The sequence below is a fragment of the Herbaspirillum sp. Her3 genome (assembly GCF_057961275.1).
Genome location: NZ_CM176328.1, coordinates 1,149,041 through 1,167,277, shown reverse-complemented (window position 1 = coordinate 1,167,277; position 18,237 = coordinate 1,149,041). Strand labels below are relative to the sequence as shown.

Here is an 18,237-nt window from a genome sequence, read left to right as displayed (position 1 = left end):
TGCGCTGTCAGCAACGCCATGGTTGTTGCGCGTAAAATCGAACCTCTGTCGAATCGTCAGGATGACATCTTGAAAAAAACCATCGCCCTCCTCACCAGTTCCCTGCTGCTGACAGCCTGCTCGGTCTTCCAGCAGCCCGGCGACAAGGAGAACGCCCAGGGGGATCAGAAGACGGCTTCCTCTTCGTCTTCCTCCAAGCAAGCCAATCGCAAGAAGGCCGCCAAGGCCAAGGTGCAGCCGCAGGAAGATGCGCTGCCCGCCGTAGCCCTGACCGAAGATATCCTTTACAAAGTGCTGACGGCCGAGATCGCCTTCCAGCGCGGCCAGTGGCAATCGGCCTACGTGACCATGCTGGCGGCCGCCCAGCAGACGCGCGACCCGCGCCTGGCCAAGCGCGCCGCCGAAATGGCGGTGACGGCGCGCCAGCCCGGCGAAGCCCTGGTGGCGGTGCGCCTGTGGACCGAACTGGCGCCGCATTCGGATGAAGCCCTGCAGAACTACCTGGGCCTGATCATGCTCTCGGACAGCGTGGACGAGATCGAACCGCTCCTGGTCCAGCGCCTGGCCGACGCCGCCCCGCAGGCGCGCGGCCCGATGCTGCTGCAGATCCAGCGCCTGCTGGCGCGCGCCAAGGACAAGGAGGCCAGCTACGCCATCCTGCAAAACATCAGCAAGCCCTACGGCGACCTGATGGAAACCCACCTGGCCCTGGCCCAGGGCGCCTTCAGCATGGGCGATGGTGCCACCGCCCAGCGCGAAGCCGCCGCCGCCCTGAAGATCAAGCCGGATTCGGAACTGGCCGTGCTCACCGCCGCCCAGGTCGCTTCCAACAACAAGGATGCGACCAAGCTGGTGACCGACTTCCTGCGCAAGTATCCGGATGCGCGCGAAGTGCGTGTGGCCTATGCACGCAGCCTGGTCGAGCAGAAGGACTACAAGCAGGCGCGCAGCCAGTTCGAAACCCTGTTGAAGGAAGACAGCGAAGACGCCACCACCCTGTTCGCCCTGGGCGTGCTCTCGGCCCAGACCGACCAGTTGAAGGATGCCGAATACTATCTGCAGCGCTACCTGCAGGTACTCTCGGCCCAGCCCGAGGAAGACCGCGATTCCAGCCAGGCGCTGCTGCTGCTCTCGCGCATCGCCGAGGAGCGCCGTGATCTGGATTCGGCCTTGCGCTATCTGGACCAGGCCGAACCCGGCACCGACGGCTACATCAACCTGCAGGTGCGCCGCGCCCAGTTGCTGTCCCGCAAGAACGACATCGAAGGCGCCCGCAAGGCCCTGGAAGATGCCCAGGCCGAGTCGACCAACGATGCCGAGCAACTGCAGCTGATGCTGGCCGAGTCCACCCTGCTGCGCGACGCCAACCGCAACCAGGAGGCGGCCGACGTGCTCAAGAGCGGGCTGGAGCGCTTCCCCAACAATACCGACCTGCTCTACGACTATTCCATGGTCCTGGACAAGCTGGGCAAGTACGACGAGATGGAAACCTCGCTGCGCCGCGTGATGAAGCTGGCGCCCGGCAATCAGCACGCCTACAACGCCCTGGGCTATTCGCTGGCGGACCGCAACGTGCGCCTGCCCGAAGCGCTGGAACTGATCCAGAAGGCCTCCGACCTGGCACCGGAAGATCCCTTCATCGCCGACAGCCTGGGCTGGGTGCTGTTCCGCATGGGCCGCATGGAGCAGGCCGAGACGCAAATGCGCCGCGCCTATGCCTTGCGGCCGGACGTGGAAATCGGCGTGCACCTGGGCGAAGTGCTGTGGACCAATGGCAAGCAGGACGAAGCGCGCAAGGTATGGCGCGAAGTCAGCCTGAAAGAACCCAATAACGAAGTCCTGAAAAGCACGCTGGCGCGGCTCAATGTGAAGTTATGAGCAAGACATGCGCTTTTCCGAAGGTCGCGGCCCTCTGCCTGGCCGCTCTGCTGGGCGGTTGCGCCACGGTGTCGCAGGATGCCGTGCCGCCCGATGCCACGGCACCGGCTTACCAGGCCAGCATCGAGATCGATGGCCGCATCTCGGTGCAGTACGAGCAGGATGACCGTCCGCAATCGCTGCACGGCAGCTTCTTCTGGAAGCAGACCGCGCAGGAGCTGAACCTGGACATGTTCTCGCCGCTGGGCCAGACGGTGGCCACCATCAACGTCAGGCCCGGCATCGCCACCCTGGTGCAGTCTGGCCGCGCACCGCAAGTCGCCGCCGATGTGGACGCCCTGGCCGCGCAATCGCTGGGCTGGCCGCTGCCGGTCTCGGGCATGCGCCAGTGGCTGCAGGGCAGCGGCACGGACGCCAATGGAAAACCCTTCGTGGCCAAGGCTGGCGAGAATGACGCCAGCTTCACCACCCGCGACGGCTGGCGCGTCACCTACGCCAACTGGGAGAGCGATGCCGCCAGCGGCCAGACGCGCCCCAAGCGCATCGACTTGACCCGCAGCACCACGCAGGCCGGCAAGGTATCGATCCGCATCGCCATCGATGGCTGGAAGAAGCCCTGATGGCTGAACCTGCGTCGCGTGTCATCCTCAACTGAACAATCCGCACCAAGCATGACCACCACCCTCACCGCCTGCCCGGCGCCGGCCAAGCTCAACCTGTTCCTGCACGTGACCGGCCGCCGCCCGGATGGCTATCACCTGCTGCAATCGGCCTTCCAGCTGATCGACCGCTGCGACACGCTGGACTTCCGCCTGCGGGGGGATGGGCAGATCCGCCGCACCAATGAGGTCCCCGGCGTGCCCGAGGAATCGGACCTGGTGATCCGCGCCGCGCACCTGCTGCGCGCGGCCAGCGGCAATCCTCAACTCGGCGCCGACATCACGGTGCACAAGGTGCTGCCCATGGGCGGCGGGGTCGGTGGCGGCTCCTCGGATGCGGCCACCACGCTGATGGTCTTGAATCATCTATGGAAATGCGGCTACAATCGCGCCTCGCTGATGGAGATGGGCCTGCAGTTGGGGGCCGACGTTCCCTTCTTCCTGTTCGGCCGCAATGCATTCGCCGAAGGTGTGGGTGAAGAATTGTCGGTGCTGCGTACGGCAGATTGCTGGTACGTGGTGATCGAACCGGGCGTACCTGTTCCAACTTCAGTAATTTTTTCATCAAAGTTGTTGACAAGGGATACGCAACCCGTCAGAATAACGGACTTTCCTGATGCGACGAAACAAGTTGCTTCCAGCTTCGGGAAAAACGATCTGGAAATGGTGGCAACAGCGCATTTCCCCGAAGTGGCGGCAGCAGTCGAATGGCTGGGCAAGTTCGGGAGCGCAAGAATGACCGGATCTGGCGCCTGTGTGTTTTGTGCATTCGAACACGAACATCAGGCAGACGAAGTGCTCAAGCAATTGCCTTCGCGCTGGATCGGCTGGAAAGCCAAAGCGATGCAGGAACATCCTCTCGCCCATTTAGTGCAGTCGTAGAAGAGAGTTGAAAACTCGAGAATTGGTTTGACGAAGACGCAGCGCCTGATGATGAGCGCGCCGACACGGCAAACAGCAAGTTGCGTAGGGGAATCGCCAAGCTGGTTAAGGCACCGGATTTTGATTCCGGCATTCCAAGGTTCGAATCCTTGTTCCCCTGCCATTTAATTCGGACAGGCCTTTTGTTCAGGCCCGGGTCCAGTCAGAAAAATAAGCCGTCAATGTGAGACTGATCAGGTCAAGCGTTGTCGGCTTTTCGACTTTTTAACGATTGCATTCCAGGGATACCCACATGGCACTTGAGAACCTGATGGTTTTTACGGGCAACGCCAACCCCGAACTGGCGCGCGGCGTCGCTGAGAAACTCGGTATCCCGCTGGGCAAGGCCAACGTTTCCAAGTTCTCCGACGGCGAAGTCATGGTCGAGATCAATGAAAACGTTCGCGGCAAGGACGTCTTCGTGCTGCAGTCCACCTGCGCACCGACCAATGACAACCTGATGGAAATCATGATCATGGTCGATGCCCTGAAGCGCGCATCGGCCGGTCGCATCACCGCCGCCATCCCCTACTACGGTTATGCCCGCCAGGACCGCCGCCCGCGTTCGGCGCGGGTTGCCATCTCGGCCAAGGTCGTGGCCAACATGCTGCAGGAAGCCGGCGTCGAGCGCGTCCTGATCATGGATCTGCACGCAGACCAGATCCAGGGCTTCTTCGATATCCCGGTGGACAACATCTACGCTTCGCCCATCCTCTTGGGCGACCTGGTCAACAAGAACTACGAAGACCTGCTGGTGGTCTCGCCCGACGTGGGCGGCGTGGTGCGCGCCCGTGCGCTGGCCAAGCGCCTGAACTGCGACCTGGCCATCATCGACAAGCGCCGTCCGAAGGCCAACGTCTCCGAAGTGATGAACATCATCGGTGAAGTCGAAGGCCGCAACTGCGTCATCATGGACGACATGGTGGACACCGCCGGCACCCTGACCAAGGCCGCTGAAGTGCTGAAGGAACGCGGCGCCAAGAAGGTCGTGGCTTACTGTACGCACCCGGTGCTGTCGGGTCCGGCCATCGATCGCATCGCCAATTCGCCGCTGGATGAACTGGTGGTCACCGACACCATTCCGCTCTCGCCCGCTGCACGCGGCTGCCCGAAGGTGCGTCAGCTGACCTGCGCGGACCTGCTGGCCGAGACCTTCAAGCGCATCACCAAGGGTGATTCGGTGATGTCGCTGTTTGCTGAATAAGATTTGCATTCGCCTCGCTGCGGTTTTCCGTGGCGAGGTTTTTTCGTATTCCCTGGTCGCGGGGAATATTTACCTAACGGGGCGACCGTCAATGGATTGATTCCACGACGAGCCCCGCCAACATTGGAGTTATCAAATGAAAGTGATCGCCTTTCCGCGTAATGAACAGGGCACCGGAGCGAGCCGCCGCCTGCGTCGCGCGGGTCAAACCCCGGGTATCGTCTACGGTGGCACCGCTGCCCCGACCAACATCGCTGTTGACCACAACGCGCTGTACCACGCCCTGAAGAAGGAAACCTTCCACTCGTCCATCCTGGACCTGGAAATCGAAGGCAAGGTCGAGCAAGTGCTGCTGCGTGACTTCCAAGTCCACGCTTACAAGCAACTGGTCCTGCACGTTGACTTCCAGCGCGTGGACGCTTCCCAGAAGCTGCACACCAAGGTGCCCCTGCACTTCGTGAACGCTGAAGTCTCGCCGGCCGTCAAGCTGCACGGCGGCATCATCAGCCACGTCGCTGCCGAACTGGACGTGACCTGCCTGCCGAAGAACCTGCCCGAGTTCATCGAAGTCGACCTGTCCAAGCTGGACGTCGGCCAGTCGATCCACCTGGGCGACCTGAAGCTGCCCAATGGCGTGACCGCCGTGACCCAGGAAAACCTGACCATCGCCACCGCCACCGTGCCGGCTGGTCAAGTGGCCGCTGAAGGTGAAGCTGCTGCTGGCGGCGCTGAAGAAGCCAAGTAATTCGCTTTTTCCGCTGCAAGAAAAAACCCGCCAATTCACATTGGCGGGTTTTTTTACGTCTGTACTCTATGCTTCTTCAGGCCTTGCGCTGGCCATTCTGCTGCAGCCACGCCAGACGCTGGCGCACCACCGCCACCGGCTTGCCCATGGCCCTGAGGCTGACCTGCGGGGCGCTATCGGCCTTGAGCCTGACACTGAATTCCATCAATTCATCACGGCGGAAAGCGTGGATGCGCACGGTGTCATTGAGACGATAGCGCGCCAGCAAGCCGTCCGGCCCCGAGGCCGGCACGCGCAGGCCATCGATGGCAACCAACTTGTCACCGGCCGACAGCCCCGCCTGCATCGCCGGGCCGCCTTCATACACGGCCGCCAGCTTGGCATCACCGCCCTCCTTGCCGATGCGCGCACCGAGCCAGGGCTTGGCATCCGCAGGCAGGCTGGCATCGTAGACGACACCAAAGGCCGGCAACAAGTCTTCCAGCGGCACATCCTCGGTGCCACGAATATGGCGGTCATGAAAGCGCTTCAGGTCGGCGCCGCTCAACTCTTCCATCACGGCCAGGATCTCGTCTTCGGCGACGCCCTGCTGCTTGCCGCTGTAGAAGTCGCGCCCATAGCGTGTCCACAAGCCGCGCATAACGTCATCCAGCGAACGGCGGCCACGGGTCTGGGTGCGGATGGTCAGGTCCAGTCCCAGTGCCACCAGCGAACCTTTGGTGTAGTAGCTGACGATGGCATTGCTGGCGTTTTCATCCTGGCGGTAATACTTGACCCAGGCATCGAAGCTGGACTCGGCCACGCTCTGCTTCTTGCGGCCGCTGCCGCGCAGCACGCCGGTGACGGTCTTGCCGACCAGCTTGAGGTAGTTGTCGGTATCAATGACACCGGTACGTACCAGGAACAGATCGTCGTAATAGCTGGTGAAGCCCTCGAAGAGCCACAGCAGCGAGGTGTAATTTTCCTGGCGCAGATCGTAGGGTGCGAACACCGCCGGCTTGATGCGCTTGACGTTCCAGGTGTGGAAATACTCATGGCTGCACAGCCCCAGGTAGGTGCGGTAGCCATCGGTCTGCTCCGGCTTGCCCTTGACCGGCAGGTCGGCGCGCGAGCAGATCAGCGCGGTCGAGGCGCGATGCTCCAGGCCGCCATAGCCATCGCCCACGGCCAGCGTCATGAAGACATAGCGGTCCATGGGCGCGCGCTTGCTGCGCGGCTCGAAGAAGGCGATCTGGGCTTCGCAGATTTTCTTGAGGTCATCGCACAGACGTGCCAAGTCCAGGTTGGGCACGCGGCCAGTGATGACCACATCATGCGGCACGCCATGGGCCTGGAAGGTGGCCAGGGCGAAGTCGCCGATCTCCACCGGATGATCGATCAGCTCATCATAGTTCTGCGCCACATAAGTGCCGAAGCCATAGCGTTTGGCCTTGAGTTCGGGCAAGGCCGTGGCCACGCGCCAGCGCTTGAAGTCCTCGCCTGCGGGTCGGACGATCTCCACCACGTGCTCGCCCCCTTCAAAGCCATGCGCCGCCAGGAATACGCTGGTGCCGTTGAAGAAGCCATGGGTGCGATCCAGGTGCGCGGTACGTACCGAGAGATCCCAGGCATACACCTGATAGTGCAAGGTCAGCGCACCCTTGCAGGGAGCGGCCTGCCAGGTGTGCTTGTCGAGCTTCTTGACGGCCACCTTGCGGCCATTGGATTCGCCACGCAGTTGCACGATGTTCTTGCCGAATTCGCGGATCATGTAGCTGCCCGGAATCCAGGCCGGCAGCGAGAAGACCTGACCATCGGCGGCCGGGACATCGACGATGACGCTGACGTCGTAGAGGTGGGAAGCTGGATCGAGGGAAGTGATGCGGTAGCGGATCGGGGTTGCCATTGCGATGTGCGGTAAGGATGGTGCCGGCCAGCGGCGATGGGCCATTTTACACGTGCCGCCGCGCGGCATGGGGCGCAGGCCACGGACGAAAAAAAACCGGACCGGCTTGCGCCGGCCCGGGGTCCAGGGTCACACGAACTACAAAACCAACTTTTTAAATCATATAAATCATTTACAGAAGGCCGGAAGCGAGCCGATCAGCGCGGCAGCAGTGAAGAACCCATCAGGAACTCATCCACCGCCCGTGCGCACTGGCGGCCTTCGCGGATCGCCCACACCACCAGCGACTGGCCACGGCGCATGTCACCGGCCGCAAAGACCTTCTCCACCGAGGTCTTGTAGCAGCCTTCGCCATCGGTGGTGGCCTTGGCGTTGCCGCGCGCATCCTTCTCGACGCCGAAGGCGTCCAGCACCTGCTGCACCGGCGAGACGAAGCCCATGGCCAGCAACACCAGATCGGCCTTGATCTCGAATTCCGAATCAGGCACTTCGACCATCTTGCCGTCCTTGAACTCGACGCGTGCGGCGATCAACTTCTCGACCTTGCCGCCCTTGCCTTCCAGGCGCTTGGTGGTGACGGCGAAGTCACGCTGGCAACCTTCTTCGTGCGAGGACGAAGTGCGCAGCTTAATCGGCCAGTAAGGCCAGACCAGCGGCTTGTTTTCGGACTCGGGCGGCTGCGGCATCAGTTCGAACTGGGTCACCGAAGCGGCACCGTGACGGTTGGAAGTCCCCACGCAGTCCGAACCGGTATCGCCACCGCCGATGACGACCACACTCTTGCCGGTGGCCATGATCTGGTTCTTCAGCTTGTCGCCGGCATTGACCTTGTTCTGCAGCGGCAGGAAGTCCATGGCGAAATGCACGCCCTTCAGTTCGCGGCCCGGCACCGGCAGGTCACGCGGGGACTCGGCGCCACCGGCGATGACGACGGCATCGAATTCCTTCTTCAGTTCTTCAGGAGTGACGGTTTCCTTGGACCAGTTGTTGACGGTCTCGGGGAAATCCTTGCCGACGAACACACCAGTGCGGAAGGTCACGCCTTCGGCCTTCATCTGTTCCACACGCAGGTCGATGTGCGACTTTTCCATCTTGAAGTCGGGGATGCCATAACGCAGCAGGCCGCCGACGCGATCATTCTTTTCGAACACGGTCACGTCGTGACCGGCGCGCGCCAGCTGCTGGGCAGCGGCCAGGCCGGCAGGACCGGAACCGACCACGGCGACCTTCTTGCCGGTCTTGATGGCGGCCGGTTGCGGCACCACCCAGCCGTTTTCCCAGCCCTTGTCGATGATGAAGTGCTCGATCGACTTGATGCCCACGGCGTCGTTGTTGATGCCCAGGGTGCAGGCGGCTTCGCAGGGTGCCGGGCAGATGCGGCCGGTGAACTCGGGGAAGTTGTTGGTCTGGTGCAGGGTGTCCAGGGCTTCCTTGTAGTTGCCGCGATAAACCAGATCATTCCAGTCGGGAATGATGTTGTTGACCGGGCAGCCGTTGTTGCAGAAGGGGATGCCGCAGTCCATGCAACGTGCGCCCTGGATCTTGGCGTCGGCGTCGCTGAGGTGCAGGACGAATTCCTTGTAATGCTTGGTGCGCGCGGCAGGTGCCTCGCTGGCCTCTTTCAGGCGCTGGTATTCCATGAAACCGGTTGCTTTTCCCATTTTCCTCTCACATTCTCGCTAAGGATTGCGGCGGGCTGCGCTCTCACTCTAGGTGGCGCCACGCCCGCCGGCGTGCTTGATTGACTAGTCCGATCACTGCCTGAGGATGGATCAGGCGGCGACCTTTTCCTTCTTTGTTTCGGCAGCGGCGGCCAGTTCGGCCAGCGCACGCTTGTACTCGGTCGGGAACACCTTGACGAACTTGGCGCGCGACGCCGCCCAGTTATCCAGCAGGTAGCGCGCACGCGTGCTGCCGGTGTACTTGAAGTGGCGTTCAATCAAGCCGCGCAGGATGGCTTCGTCGGTCTGGCGTTCGCCACCGCGCTGCAGGCTGTGCCAGATGTCGCGGCCCAGGGTCTGCTCCTGCTCGGTGTCGGACAAGACCTTCTCCAGGCTGACCATGGCGGTATTGCACTTGCCGGCGAAGTCACCTTCCGGGTCATACACGTAGGCGATGCCACCGGACATACCCGCTGCGAAGTTGCGACCGGTATTACCCAGCACCACCACGGTGCCGCCGGTCATGTATTCGCAACCGTGGTCGCCCGTGCCTTCCACCACGGCCGTGGCGCCGGAGTTACGCACGGCGAAACGCTCGCCGGCCACGCCGTTGATGAAGGCTTCACCGCTGATGGCACCGTACAGGACCGTGTTGCCGGAGATCATGTTGTCCACGGCACGGCCACGGAACTCGGTGTTGGGACGCACGATGATGCGGCCACCCGACAAGCCCTTGCCCACATAGTCGTTGCCTTCGCCGACCAGGTCCAGGGTCACGCCCTTGGCAAGGAAGGCGCCGGCCGACTGGCCTGCGGTGCCTTGCAGCTGGATGTGGATGGTGTCGTCCGGCAGGCCTTCGTCGCCGTAACGCTTGGCCACTTCACCCGAGAGCATGGCGCCGACGGTGCGGTTGAGGTTCTTGATCGGGGAGATGAAGGAAACCTTCTCGCCCTTCTCCAGCGCGATCTTCGCTTGTGCGATCAGCTTGTGGTCCAGCGCCTTGTCCAGGCCGTGGTCTTGCACGTCGGTGTGGTACACCGGCAGCTTCGACTCGGGTTGATGGAAGATGCGGCTGAAGTCCAGGCCCTTGGCCTTCCAGTGGGCGATTGCCTTGGAACGGTCCAGCAGGTCGGCACGGCCGATCAGTTCATCGAACTTGCGGATACCCAGTTGCGCCATGATCTGGCGTGCTTCTTCCGCGATGAAGAAGAAGAAGTTGACCACGTGTTCCGGCTTGCCGGAGAACTTGGCGCGCAGCACCGGATCTTGCGTCGCCACGCCCACCGGGCAGGTGTTCAGGTGGCACTTGCGCATCATGATGCAGCCTTCGACCACCAGCGGTGCAGTGGCGAAACCGAATTCGTCCGCGCCCAGCATGGCGCCGATCACGACGTCGCGGCCGGTCTTCATCTGGCCGTCAGCCTGCACGCGGATACGGTTGCGCAGGCCGTTCAGGACCAGGGTCTGCTGGGTTTCAGCCAGGCCCAGTTCCCACGGGGAACCGGCATGCTTGATCGAGGACAGCGGCGAAGCACCGGTACCGCCATCGTGACCGGCGATGACCACGTGATCCGACTTGGCCTTGGCCACGCCGGCAGCGACGGTACCGACACCCACTTCGGAGACCAGCTTGACCGAGATCGAAGCGCGCGGGTTGACGTTCTTCAGGTCGTGGATCAGCTGGGCCAGATCCTCGATGGAGTAGATGTCATGGTGCGGCGGCGGCGAGATCAGGCCCACGCCCGGCACCGACACGCGCAGCTTGGCGATGTATTCCGAGACCTTGTGGCCGGGCAGTTGGCCGCCTTCACCAGGCTTGGCGCCCTGGGCCATCTTGATCTGGATCTGGTCGGCCGAGATCAGGTATTCGGCGGACACGCCGAAACGGCCCGAAGCCACCTGCTTGATGCGCGAACGCAGCGAGTCGCCTTCCAGCAGCGGGATATCGACTTCGATGTGTTCCTTGCCGATTTCCGACGCCAGGGTCGCGCCTTGCTTGATGGGGATGCCCTTCAGCTCGTTGCGATAACGGTTGACGTCTTCACCACCTTCGCCGGTGTTGGACTTGCCACCGATACGGTTCATGGCGATGGCCAGCGTGGCGTGGGCTTCGGTCGAGATCGAGCCCAGCGACATGGCACCGGTGGCGAAGCGCTTGACGATTTCCTTGGCCGGTTCCACTTCATCGATCGAGATCGCCTTGGACGGGTCGATCTTGAACTCGAACAGGCCGCGCAGCGTCATGTGGCGCTTGGACTGGTCGTTGATGATCTGGGCGTATTCCTTGTAGGTGTTGTAGCTGTTCGAACGGGTCGAATGCTGCAGCTTGGCGATCGCGTCCGGGGTCCACATGTGCTCTTCGCCACGGATACGGAAGGCGTACTCGCCACCGGCATCGAGCGCATTGGCCAGCACCGGGTCGGCGCTGAAGGCGGCGGTATGCAGGCGCAGCGCTTCTTCAGCCACTTCGAACACGCCGATGCCTTCGACGTTGGAGGCGGTACCCTTGAAGTACTTGTCCACCAGCGCCTTGGACAGGCCGATGGCTTCGAAGATCTGCGCGCCGCAGTAGGACATGTAGGTCGAGATGCCCATCTTGGACATGACCTTCAGCAAGCCCTTGCCGACTGCCTTCTGGAAGTTGTAGATGGCCTTTTCCGGCGACAGGTCGCCTGGCAGACCCTTGGCCATGTCGGCAAGGGTATCCATCGCCAGGTACGGGTGGATCGCTTCGGCGCCATAACCTGCCAGCAGCGCGAAGTGATGGGTTTCACGGGCCGAGCCGGTTTCCACCACCAGGCCGGTGGAGGTACGCAGGCCCTTGCTGACCAGGTGCTGGTGGATGGCGGAAGTGGCCAGCAGTGCCGGGATCGGCAACTGGTCGGCATCGACCTTGCGGTCCGAGATGATCAGGATGTTGTGACCCGACTTGACCGCATCCACTGCCTTGGCGCACAGCGAGGCCAGGCGGGCTTCGATGCCTTCCTTGCCCCAGGCGACGGGGTAGCAGATGTTCAGTTCGTAGGACTTGAACTTGCCGCCGCTGTGCGCGCTGATGTTGCGCAGCTTGGCGATGTCGTCATAGTCCAGCACCGGCTGCGACACTTCCAGGCGCATCGGCGGGTTGATGTTGTTGGTGTCCAGCAGGTTGGGCTTGGGGCCAATGAAGGACACCAGCGACATGACCAGCGCTTCGCGGATCGGATCGATGGGCGGGTTGGTCACTTGCGCGAACAGCTGGCGGAAGTAGTTGTACAGCGGCTTGTTCTTGTTGGACATGACCGCCAGCGGCGAGTCATTGCCCATGGAGCCGATGGCTTCCTCACCACCGCTGGCCATGGGGGCCATCAGGAACTTGACGTCTTCCTGGGTGTAGCCGAAGACCTGCTGCAGGTCCAGCAGCTTCAACGGCGAAGAAGGCTGACGCGGCTCTTCCTTCAACTCGTCCAGCTTGACGCGCACCGAGTTGATCCACTGCTTGTAGGGCTTGGCGTTGGCGTAGGTGTCCTTCAGTTCCTTGTCGTCGATGATGCGGCCGGCGTCCAGGTCGATCAGGAACATCTTGCCCGGCTGCAGGCGCCACTTCTGGATGATCTTGGATTCGGGAATCGGCAGCACGCCGGATTCGGAAGCCATCACCACCAGGTCGTCATCGGTAACGATGTAGCGTGCCGGACGCAGGCCGTTGCGGTCCAGCGTGCCGCCGATGTGGCGGCCGTCGGTGAAGGCCAGCGCAGCGGGGCCGTCCCACGGCTCCATCATGGCGGCGTGGTATTCGTAGAAGGCGCGGCGGTTGTCGTCCATCGAGGTGTGGTTTTCCCAGGCTTCGGGGACCATCATCATCATCGCCTGCGGCAGCGGATAGCCGGCCATGACCAGCAGTTCCAGCGCGTTGTCGAAGCTGGCGGTATCGGACTGGCCTTCATAGATCAGCGGGAACAGCTTTTTCAGGTCCGAACCCAGCACGGCCGACTGCATCACGCCTTCGCGGGCGCGCATCCAGTTGAAGTTGCCCTTGACGGTGTTGATTTCACCGTTGTGGGCGATCAGGCGGTACGGGTGGGCCAGCGGCCATTCCGGGAAGGTGTTGGTGGAGAAGCGCTGGTGCACCAGGGCCAGGGCCGAGACGCAGCGCTCGTCCTGCAGGTCCTTGTAGTACACGCCGACCTGGTCGGCCAGCAGCAGGCCCTTGTAGACCACGGTGCGTGCCGACATCGAGGGCACGAAGAATTCCTTGCCGTGCAAGAGGTTCAGCGCCTGGATGGCGTGGCCGGAGGACTTGCGGATCACATAGAGCTTGCGTTCCAGCGCATCGGTGACCATCACGTCCGGACCACGGCCGATGAAGATCTGGCGGATCACCGGTTCTTTTTCGCGCACGGTGGGCGACATCGGCATGTCGCGGTCCACCGGCACGTCGCGCCAGCCCAGCACGATCTGGCCTTCGGCCAGCACCGCGCGTTCGATTTCCTGTTCACAGGCAATGCGGGAAGCGTTTTCCTTGGGCAGGAAAATCATGCCCACGCCGTATTCACCGGGCGGCGGCAGGTCCACGCCCTGCTTGGCCATCTCTTCACGGTAATACTGGTCGGGGATCTGGATCAGGATACCGGCACCGTCACCCATCAACGGGTCGGCACCGACGGCGCCCCGGTGATCCAGGTTCTTCAGAATGAGCAAACCCTGGTCAACGATGGAATGGGATTTCTTGCCCTTGATGTGGGCGATGAAACCGACGCCACAGGCGTCATGTTCATTTGCTGGGTCGTAAAGGCCTTGCGCGTGCATAACGGTACTCCACCACATTGACAGTAAGGATTTGAAGAATAGTGCACCGCACCCAATAGTTCAATGAAAATAATTAGGGTCTGAGTCCAATTTAAATCCCCAGGATTTTTCGGATTTTTTAATTGGGGACAGAGCGATGCACTGCGGATTCAAGTCATTGATTGCAAAGACTTATTTTTGAAACCCTACGATTCTTGCCGTGCGGCTACATCTTCCGGCCCGGCCGCCGTGCGAACGGTGGCGGGACGGCCGCGCTTGGCCGGACTGACGCGCCGGTGGGTCTGGCGCTCCAGCCCGAGCTTGAAATCCTCCGAGCCCAGCGCCCAACCCTTGAGCGTGGCATCGGTGATGCGCTCCACTTCGGCGCGCGCCAGTCCCTCTTCGGTGAGCTGGCGATAGGCGATCTCGCGATCAAAGGGAGTGTTGCCAATCGACCAATATTGAGGATGGTCGGTGATCAGGCCATCCTGCTTGGCGCCGATGTGATGCATGTAGCTGGACCATGGGTAATCCCCCGGGCTGGCTGCCAGGCCGTTGCGCACGGGGTTGAGCTCGATGTAGCGGCAGATGGCCAGCAGATAGAGCTCGGCGTCGATGACGGTGGCGCGGTAGCGCCCCTGCCACAGCGTGCCGCTGCGTCCATGCTTCTGGTTGAAATACGGGACGTAGTGGCGCCCTATCCATTGCATCATCCGTGCCAGGCCTTGGTCATCGGCCGGGGTGGCCAGCAGGTGCAGGTGATCGGGCATGAGCACGTAGGCGTGCACGGCCACCTTGAATTGCCTGGCAGCATCCTTGAGCCAGCCCAGGAAGGCCAGGTGGTCATCGGCATCACGGAAGATGGCCAGGCCATCATGACCACGCTGGATGATGTGGTGCGGCTGGTGCGGAACGACGAGTCGGGGAAGGCGGGCCATGGCAGACGCTGCAAACCTGAAGAGTGGAGCGGCTATTCTAATGCACTCCGTCCCCAATAAACACGCGATGCCAAATTGGCATGGAATGACAAGAATCTTCACTGCGCATAAAAAAACCGGCCAGATCACTCCGGCCGGTCAAGCCCCACGGTGAATTCTTCACAACTGCCGTCAGGCGGCGTTTTCCTTGGCCTTGTCCTTGCTCAGCACCAGGCTGGCGATGATGGAGACCAGCAGGATGGCACCCACGATGGACAGCGACATCAGCACCGGCACGTGGAACCAGTAGGACGCCAGCATCTTGCCGCCCACGAACAGCAGCACCAGGGCCAGGCCGTACTTGAGCAGGTGGAAGCGCTCTGCGGAATCGGCCAGCAGGAAGTACAGCGCCCGCAGCCCCATGATGGCGAACATGTTCGAGGTGAAGACGATGAACGGATCCTTGGTGATGGCGAAGATGGCCGGGATGCTGTCCACTGCGAAGATCACGTCGGAGATCTCGATCAACAGCAGCACCAGCATGAGCGGGGTGAAATAGCGCACGCCATTGATGCGGGTGGTGAACTTCTCGCCGTCGTAATCGTTGCTGATCTTCAGATGCCCGCGCAGCCAGCGCAGCAGCGGGTTGTCGCCCAGGTCGGATTCCTTGTCGGCGAAGATCAGCATCTTCACGCCGGTAAACACCAGGAAGGCACCGAACACGTACAGGATCCAGCTGAACTGCGCGATCATCCAGGCGCCCAGCAGGATCATCACGGCGCGCATGACGATGGCACCGATGACGCCATACAGCAGCACGCGGCGCTGCATTTCAGCCGGCACGGCGAAGTAGCTGAAGATCATCAGGAACACGAAGATGTTATCAACCGACAGCGCCTTCTCGATCAGGTAGCCGGAGAGGAACTCCGCGCCCTTCTGGTTGGCGAACTCGCGGCCCACGTTGGCATCCAGATACCACCACATCAGGCCGGCAAAGAGGAAGGCCAGCGACACCCACACCAGCGACCAGGCCAGTGCCTCCCTGGGCGACACGCGGTGCGCGTGGCGGCCGCCCAAGGCGAACATGTCCACCGCCAGCATCCCCAGCACGAATACGATGAAGCCACCCCACATGGGCAGGCTTGCGAAACTCTCTACGCCGTTCACGTCAGACCTCTCTGTTCTCATTCAGGGTTGGCAACGATGCCCGGCACGCTGACAACTCAAGATCACTACCGGACAAGGCGTCACTTTAGGCGAAAGCCCGATGAATGAAAATTCGAATATTTTGAGATAATCCTTCGGAAAAACCGAAGTATTCAAACAAGGATGATTGCCATGGCCAGCCTCAACTACAAGCATCTCCACTATTTCTGGACGGTCGCCAAGACCGGCGGCGTGGCGCGCGCCAGCGAGCGCCTGCACCTGACGGCGCAGACCATCAGCGGCCAGATCAGCCTGTTCGAGGAGTCGCTGGGTTACAAGCTCTTCAAGCGCGTGGGACGGCGGCTGGAACTCAATGACGAAGGCCGCATGGTGTTCGATTACGCCGAACGCATCTTCAGCCTCGGCGAAGAACTGGAAGAAGCACTGCGCCTGCGCCCGGGCGGCCGCACCCTGCAGCTGCGGGTGGGCGTGGCCGATGCGGTGCCCAAGGCGGTGGCCTATCTGCTGCTGGAAAGCGCGCTGGCCATGCAGGATCCGATCCGCATCATCTGCCGCGAAGGCAAGCTCGACGTGCTGCTGGCCGACCTGGCCATCCACAAGCTGGACATCATCATCGCCGACAGCCCCATGCCGCCCAATGTGGACGTGCGCGGCTATCACCACCTGCTGGGCGAATGCGATACCAGCTTCTTCGCCACCCCCGAACTGGCGCGGCGTTACCGCAAGGATTTTCCGCGCAGCCTGGACGCTGCCCCCTTCCTGATGCCGGGCGAAGACGCCGCCGTGCGCCCGCGCCTGCTGCGCTGGTTCGAGAAGCAGGGCATCCGCCCCCAGATCACCGGGGAATTCGACGATGGCGCCCTGCTGCTGGCCTTCGGCGACGCCGGCGCCGGCATCTTCGCCGCGCCCACCGCCATTGCCGCGCAGATCCGCAAGCAGTACGGGCTGGTGGAGATCGGCAAGACCGACGCCATCCGCGAGCAGTTCTATGCCATCTCGGTCGAGCGCCGGCTCAGCCACCCGGCCGTGCTGGCCATCCAGACGGCCGCGCGCGGCAACCTGATCGTTGGCAGTACGCCGTCCAGGGGAATGGCCAGGCACCCCGGCAAGGAAGAGAAATAATCCCGGAAGGCCGTGCCGAAACATTTTCCGGCGACTTGTACGGAAGATATGAAAAATGGCAAAATATATGCAATATTCAACATATGAATTTACCGATTCTCGCAGCCGTCAAGTTCATGTCAGCACCTGTCGTAAATGACGGGAAAGGACAGCTCGGGAATGGGAAAAGAATGAAGAAAAACGGCGGGACAAAGGAAAAACCCCACGTCCCTTGCGAGCCGTGGGGTAAATCCCATTCTCGGGGGGGAGAATGGAGGGGGACCTTCAATATAGGGAAAACAACTGTCCGTGACAGCCGTTTTTACAAATGGTTACACCCTGCTCATATGCTGCACAGCAATACATATTTGCTGACGCTGGACTGCATACCCGAAACGGCCGATATGAATCCACTATATCAAAGAGTTGCCGCAAGTAAAGAACGCAATGCCAGCAAGGAGGCCGAGCTGCGTTCCCGCCGACTGATCAGGCAAGTGGTGACCCGCCCGTCGCGGCCCAGCGAGTGCGTGGCAAAGCCATGCGGTGCCATCTGCATGGCGATCACCGAACGCGGCACCACCGCCACCCCGGCGCCCGCCGCCACGCAGGCGAGGATGGCGTGATAGGAGGCCAGTTCCAGCGTGCGCACCGGCACTCCACCCTTGCCCTGGCGGGCGAACCAGTGCTCGGCATGGCGCCGGTAGGCACAGCCCTGCTCGAAGACGATCAGCGTATCCAGCCGCACATCCTCGGGCGAGCGCACGCGGGGATGACTGCGCGGGGTCACCAGCAGCAGTTCTTCCTTGTACAGCGGCATGTTGACGAAGGCCGGATCATCGACGGGGCCGCTCACCAAGGCCGCATCGAGCTTGCAGGCACGCACCCCGGCGATGAGCACGTCGGTCGGCCCCGTCGACAGTTCCAGCCGCACTTCCGGCCAGCGCTGGTGAAATTCGGCCAGGGGTCCCGGCAAGCGGCTGGCGGCGGCACTTTCCATGGAGCCGATGCGCAGGCGCCCGCGCGGACTTTGCGGCGAGACCACCTGGCGCGCCTCCTGCACCAGATCGAGGATGCGCTCGGCGTAATCGAGCAAGGCCTCGCCCGCGGCCGTCAACACCAGCCGGCGCCGGTCGCGCACGAACAGCGGCACGCCGATGGATTCTTCCAGCTGCTTGATGCGCGTGGTCACATTGGATTGCACCCGGTTGAGCCGCTCGGCGGCGCGGGTCACGCCGCCTTCGGCGACGACGGTGCGGAAGATTTCCAGTTCGGCCAGTTCCATGGAGGGCTCCGGGAGATGTTCTCGAATCAAGATGGATTCATCCCAATTAT

12 protein-coding genes and 1 tRNA gene are annotated in these 18,237 nt (G+C 62.1%); 7 read left to right on the top strand and 6 right to left on the bottom strand.

Annotated elements, in window-relative coordinates; genetic code table 11:
- Positions 1-69 precede the first annotated feature (69 nt).
- The 6 genes from ACVC5H_RS05295 (at position 70) to ACVC5H_RS05270 (ending at position 5,407) form a co-directional block, all read left to right on the top strand.
- On the top strand, positions 70-1,878 hold the full coding sequence (locus tag ACVC5H_RS05295; RefSeq protein ID WP_489621335.1) for a tetratricopeptide repeat protein: 1,809 nt from the start codon (positions 70-72) through the stop codon (positions 1,876-1,878).
- Positions 1,875-2,498 carry a lipoprotein insertase outer membrane protein LolB gene (gene lolB / locus ACVC5H_RS05290; protein ID WP_489621334.1) on the top strand — a complete coding sequence of 208 codons (624 nt, stop codon included), beginning with the start codon at positions 1,875-1,877 and terminating at the stop codon, positions 2,496-2,498. The genes ACVC5H_RS05295 and lolB overlap by 4 nt, the downstream gene beginning before the upstream one ends.
- A gap of 51 nt (positions 2,499-2,549) precedes the next feature.
- Positions 2,550-3,419 carry a 4-(cytidine 5'-diphospho)-2-C-methyl-D-erythritol kinase gene (gene ispE, locus ACVC5H_RS05285; RefSeq protein WP_489621333.1) on the top strand — a complete coding sequence of 290 codons (870 nt, stop codon included), beginning with the start codon at positions 2,550-2,552 and terminating at the stop codon, positions 3,417-3,419.
- 86 nt (positions 3,420-3,505) lie between these two features.
- Positions 3,506-3,582 (top strand) — tRNA-Gln (locus ACVC5H_RS05280).
- A 129-nt stretch (positions 3,583-3,711) separates the two neighbouring features.
- Positions 3,712-4,662 carry a ribose-phosphate pyrophosphokinase gene (locus tag ACVC5H_RS05275; RefSeq protein WP_058896719.1) on the top strand — a complete coding sequence of 317 codons (951 nt, stop codon included), beginning with the start codon at positions 3,712-3,714 and terminating at the stop codon, positions 4,660-4,662.
- Positions 4,663-4,798: 136 nt separating this feature from the next.
- Positions 4,799-5,407 carry a 50S ribosomal protein L25/general stress protein Ctc gene (locus ACVC5H_RS05270; protein ID WP_489621332.1) on the top strand — a complete coding sequence of 203 codons (609 nt, stop codon included), beginning with the start codon at positions 4,799-4,801 and terminating at the stop codon, positions 5,405-5,407.
- A gap of 76 nt (positions 5,408-5,483) precedes the next feature.
- On the opposite strand, the gene ACVC5H_RS05265 is transcribed toward ACVC5H_RS05270, so the two are convergent.
- From ACVC5H_RS05265 to ACVC5H_RS05245, 5 genes are all read right to left on the bottom strand, one after another.
- Positions 5,484-7,292, bottom strand: a complete 1,809-nt coding sequence (locus tag ACVC5H_RS05265) for a M61 family metallopeptidase (protein WP_489621331.1) — start codon at positions 7,290-7,292, stop codon at positions 5,484-5,486.
- Between the two features lie 197 nt (positions 7,293-7,489).
- Positions 7,490-8,953, bottom strand: a complete 1,464-nt coding sequence (locus ACVC5H_RS05260) for a glutamate synthase subunit beta (RefSeq protein ID WP_489621330.1) — start codon at positions 8,951-8,953, stop codon at positions 7,490-7,492.
- Positions 8,954-9,064: 111 nt separating this feature from the next.
- Positions 9,065-13,741: a glutamate synthase-related protein gene (locus tag ACVC5H_RS05255; RefSeq protein ID WP_489621329.1), complete on the bottom strand. Its 4,677-nt coding sequence runs from the start codon at positions 13,739-13,741 to the stop codon at positions 9,065-9,067.
- 185 nt (positions 13,742-13,926) lie between these two features.
- The gene (locus tag ACVC5H_RS05250) at positions 13,927-14,658 is read right to left on the bottom strand and encodes a transposase (protein ID WP_489621328.1); all 732 of its coding nucleotides are present in this window, start codon (positions 14,656-14,658) and stop codon (positions 13,927-13,929) included.
- Between the two features lie 171 nt (positions 14,659-14,829).
- The gene (locus ACVC5H_RS05245) at positions 14,830-15,804 is read right to left on the bottom strand and encodes a TerC family protein (RefSeq protein ID WP_489621327.1); all 975 of its coding nucleotides are present in this window, start codon (positions 15,802-15,804) and stop codon (positions 14,830-14,832) included.
- Between the two features lie 171 nt (positions 15,805-15,975).
- Between ACVC5H_RS05245 and nhaR the strand changes: the two genes are divergently transcribed.
- Positions 15,976-16,926, top strand: coding sequence for a transcriptional activator NhaR (nhaR, locus tag ACVC5H_RS05240; RefSeq protein ID WP_489621326.1), 951 nt, complete (start codon positions 15,976-15,978; stop codon positions 16,924-16,926).
- Between the two features lie 397 nt (positions 16,927-17,323).
- Here nhaR and ACVC5H_RS05235 read toward each other — a convergent pair whose 3' ends face one another.
- Positions 17,324-18,187 (bottom strand): LysR substrate-binding domain-containing protein, encoded by an 864-nt coding sequence (locus tag ACVC5H_RS05235; protein ID WP_489621325.1) that lies wholly within the window; start codon positions 18,185-18,187, stop codon positions 17,324-17,326.
- Between the last annotated feature and the right edge of the window lie 50 nt (positions 18,188-18,237).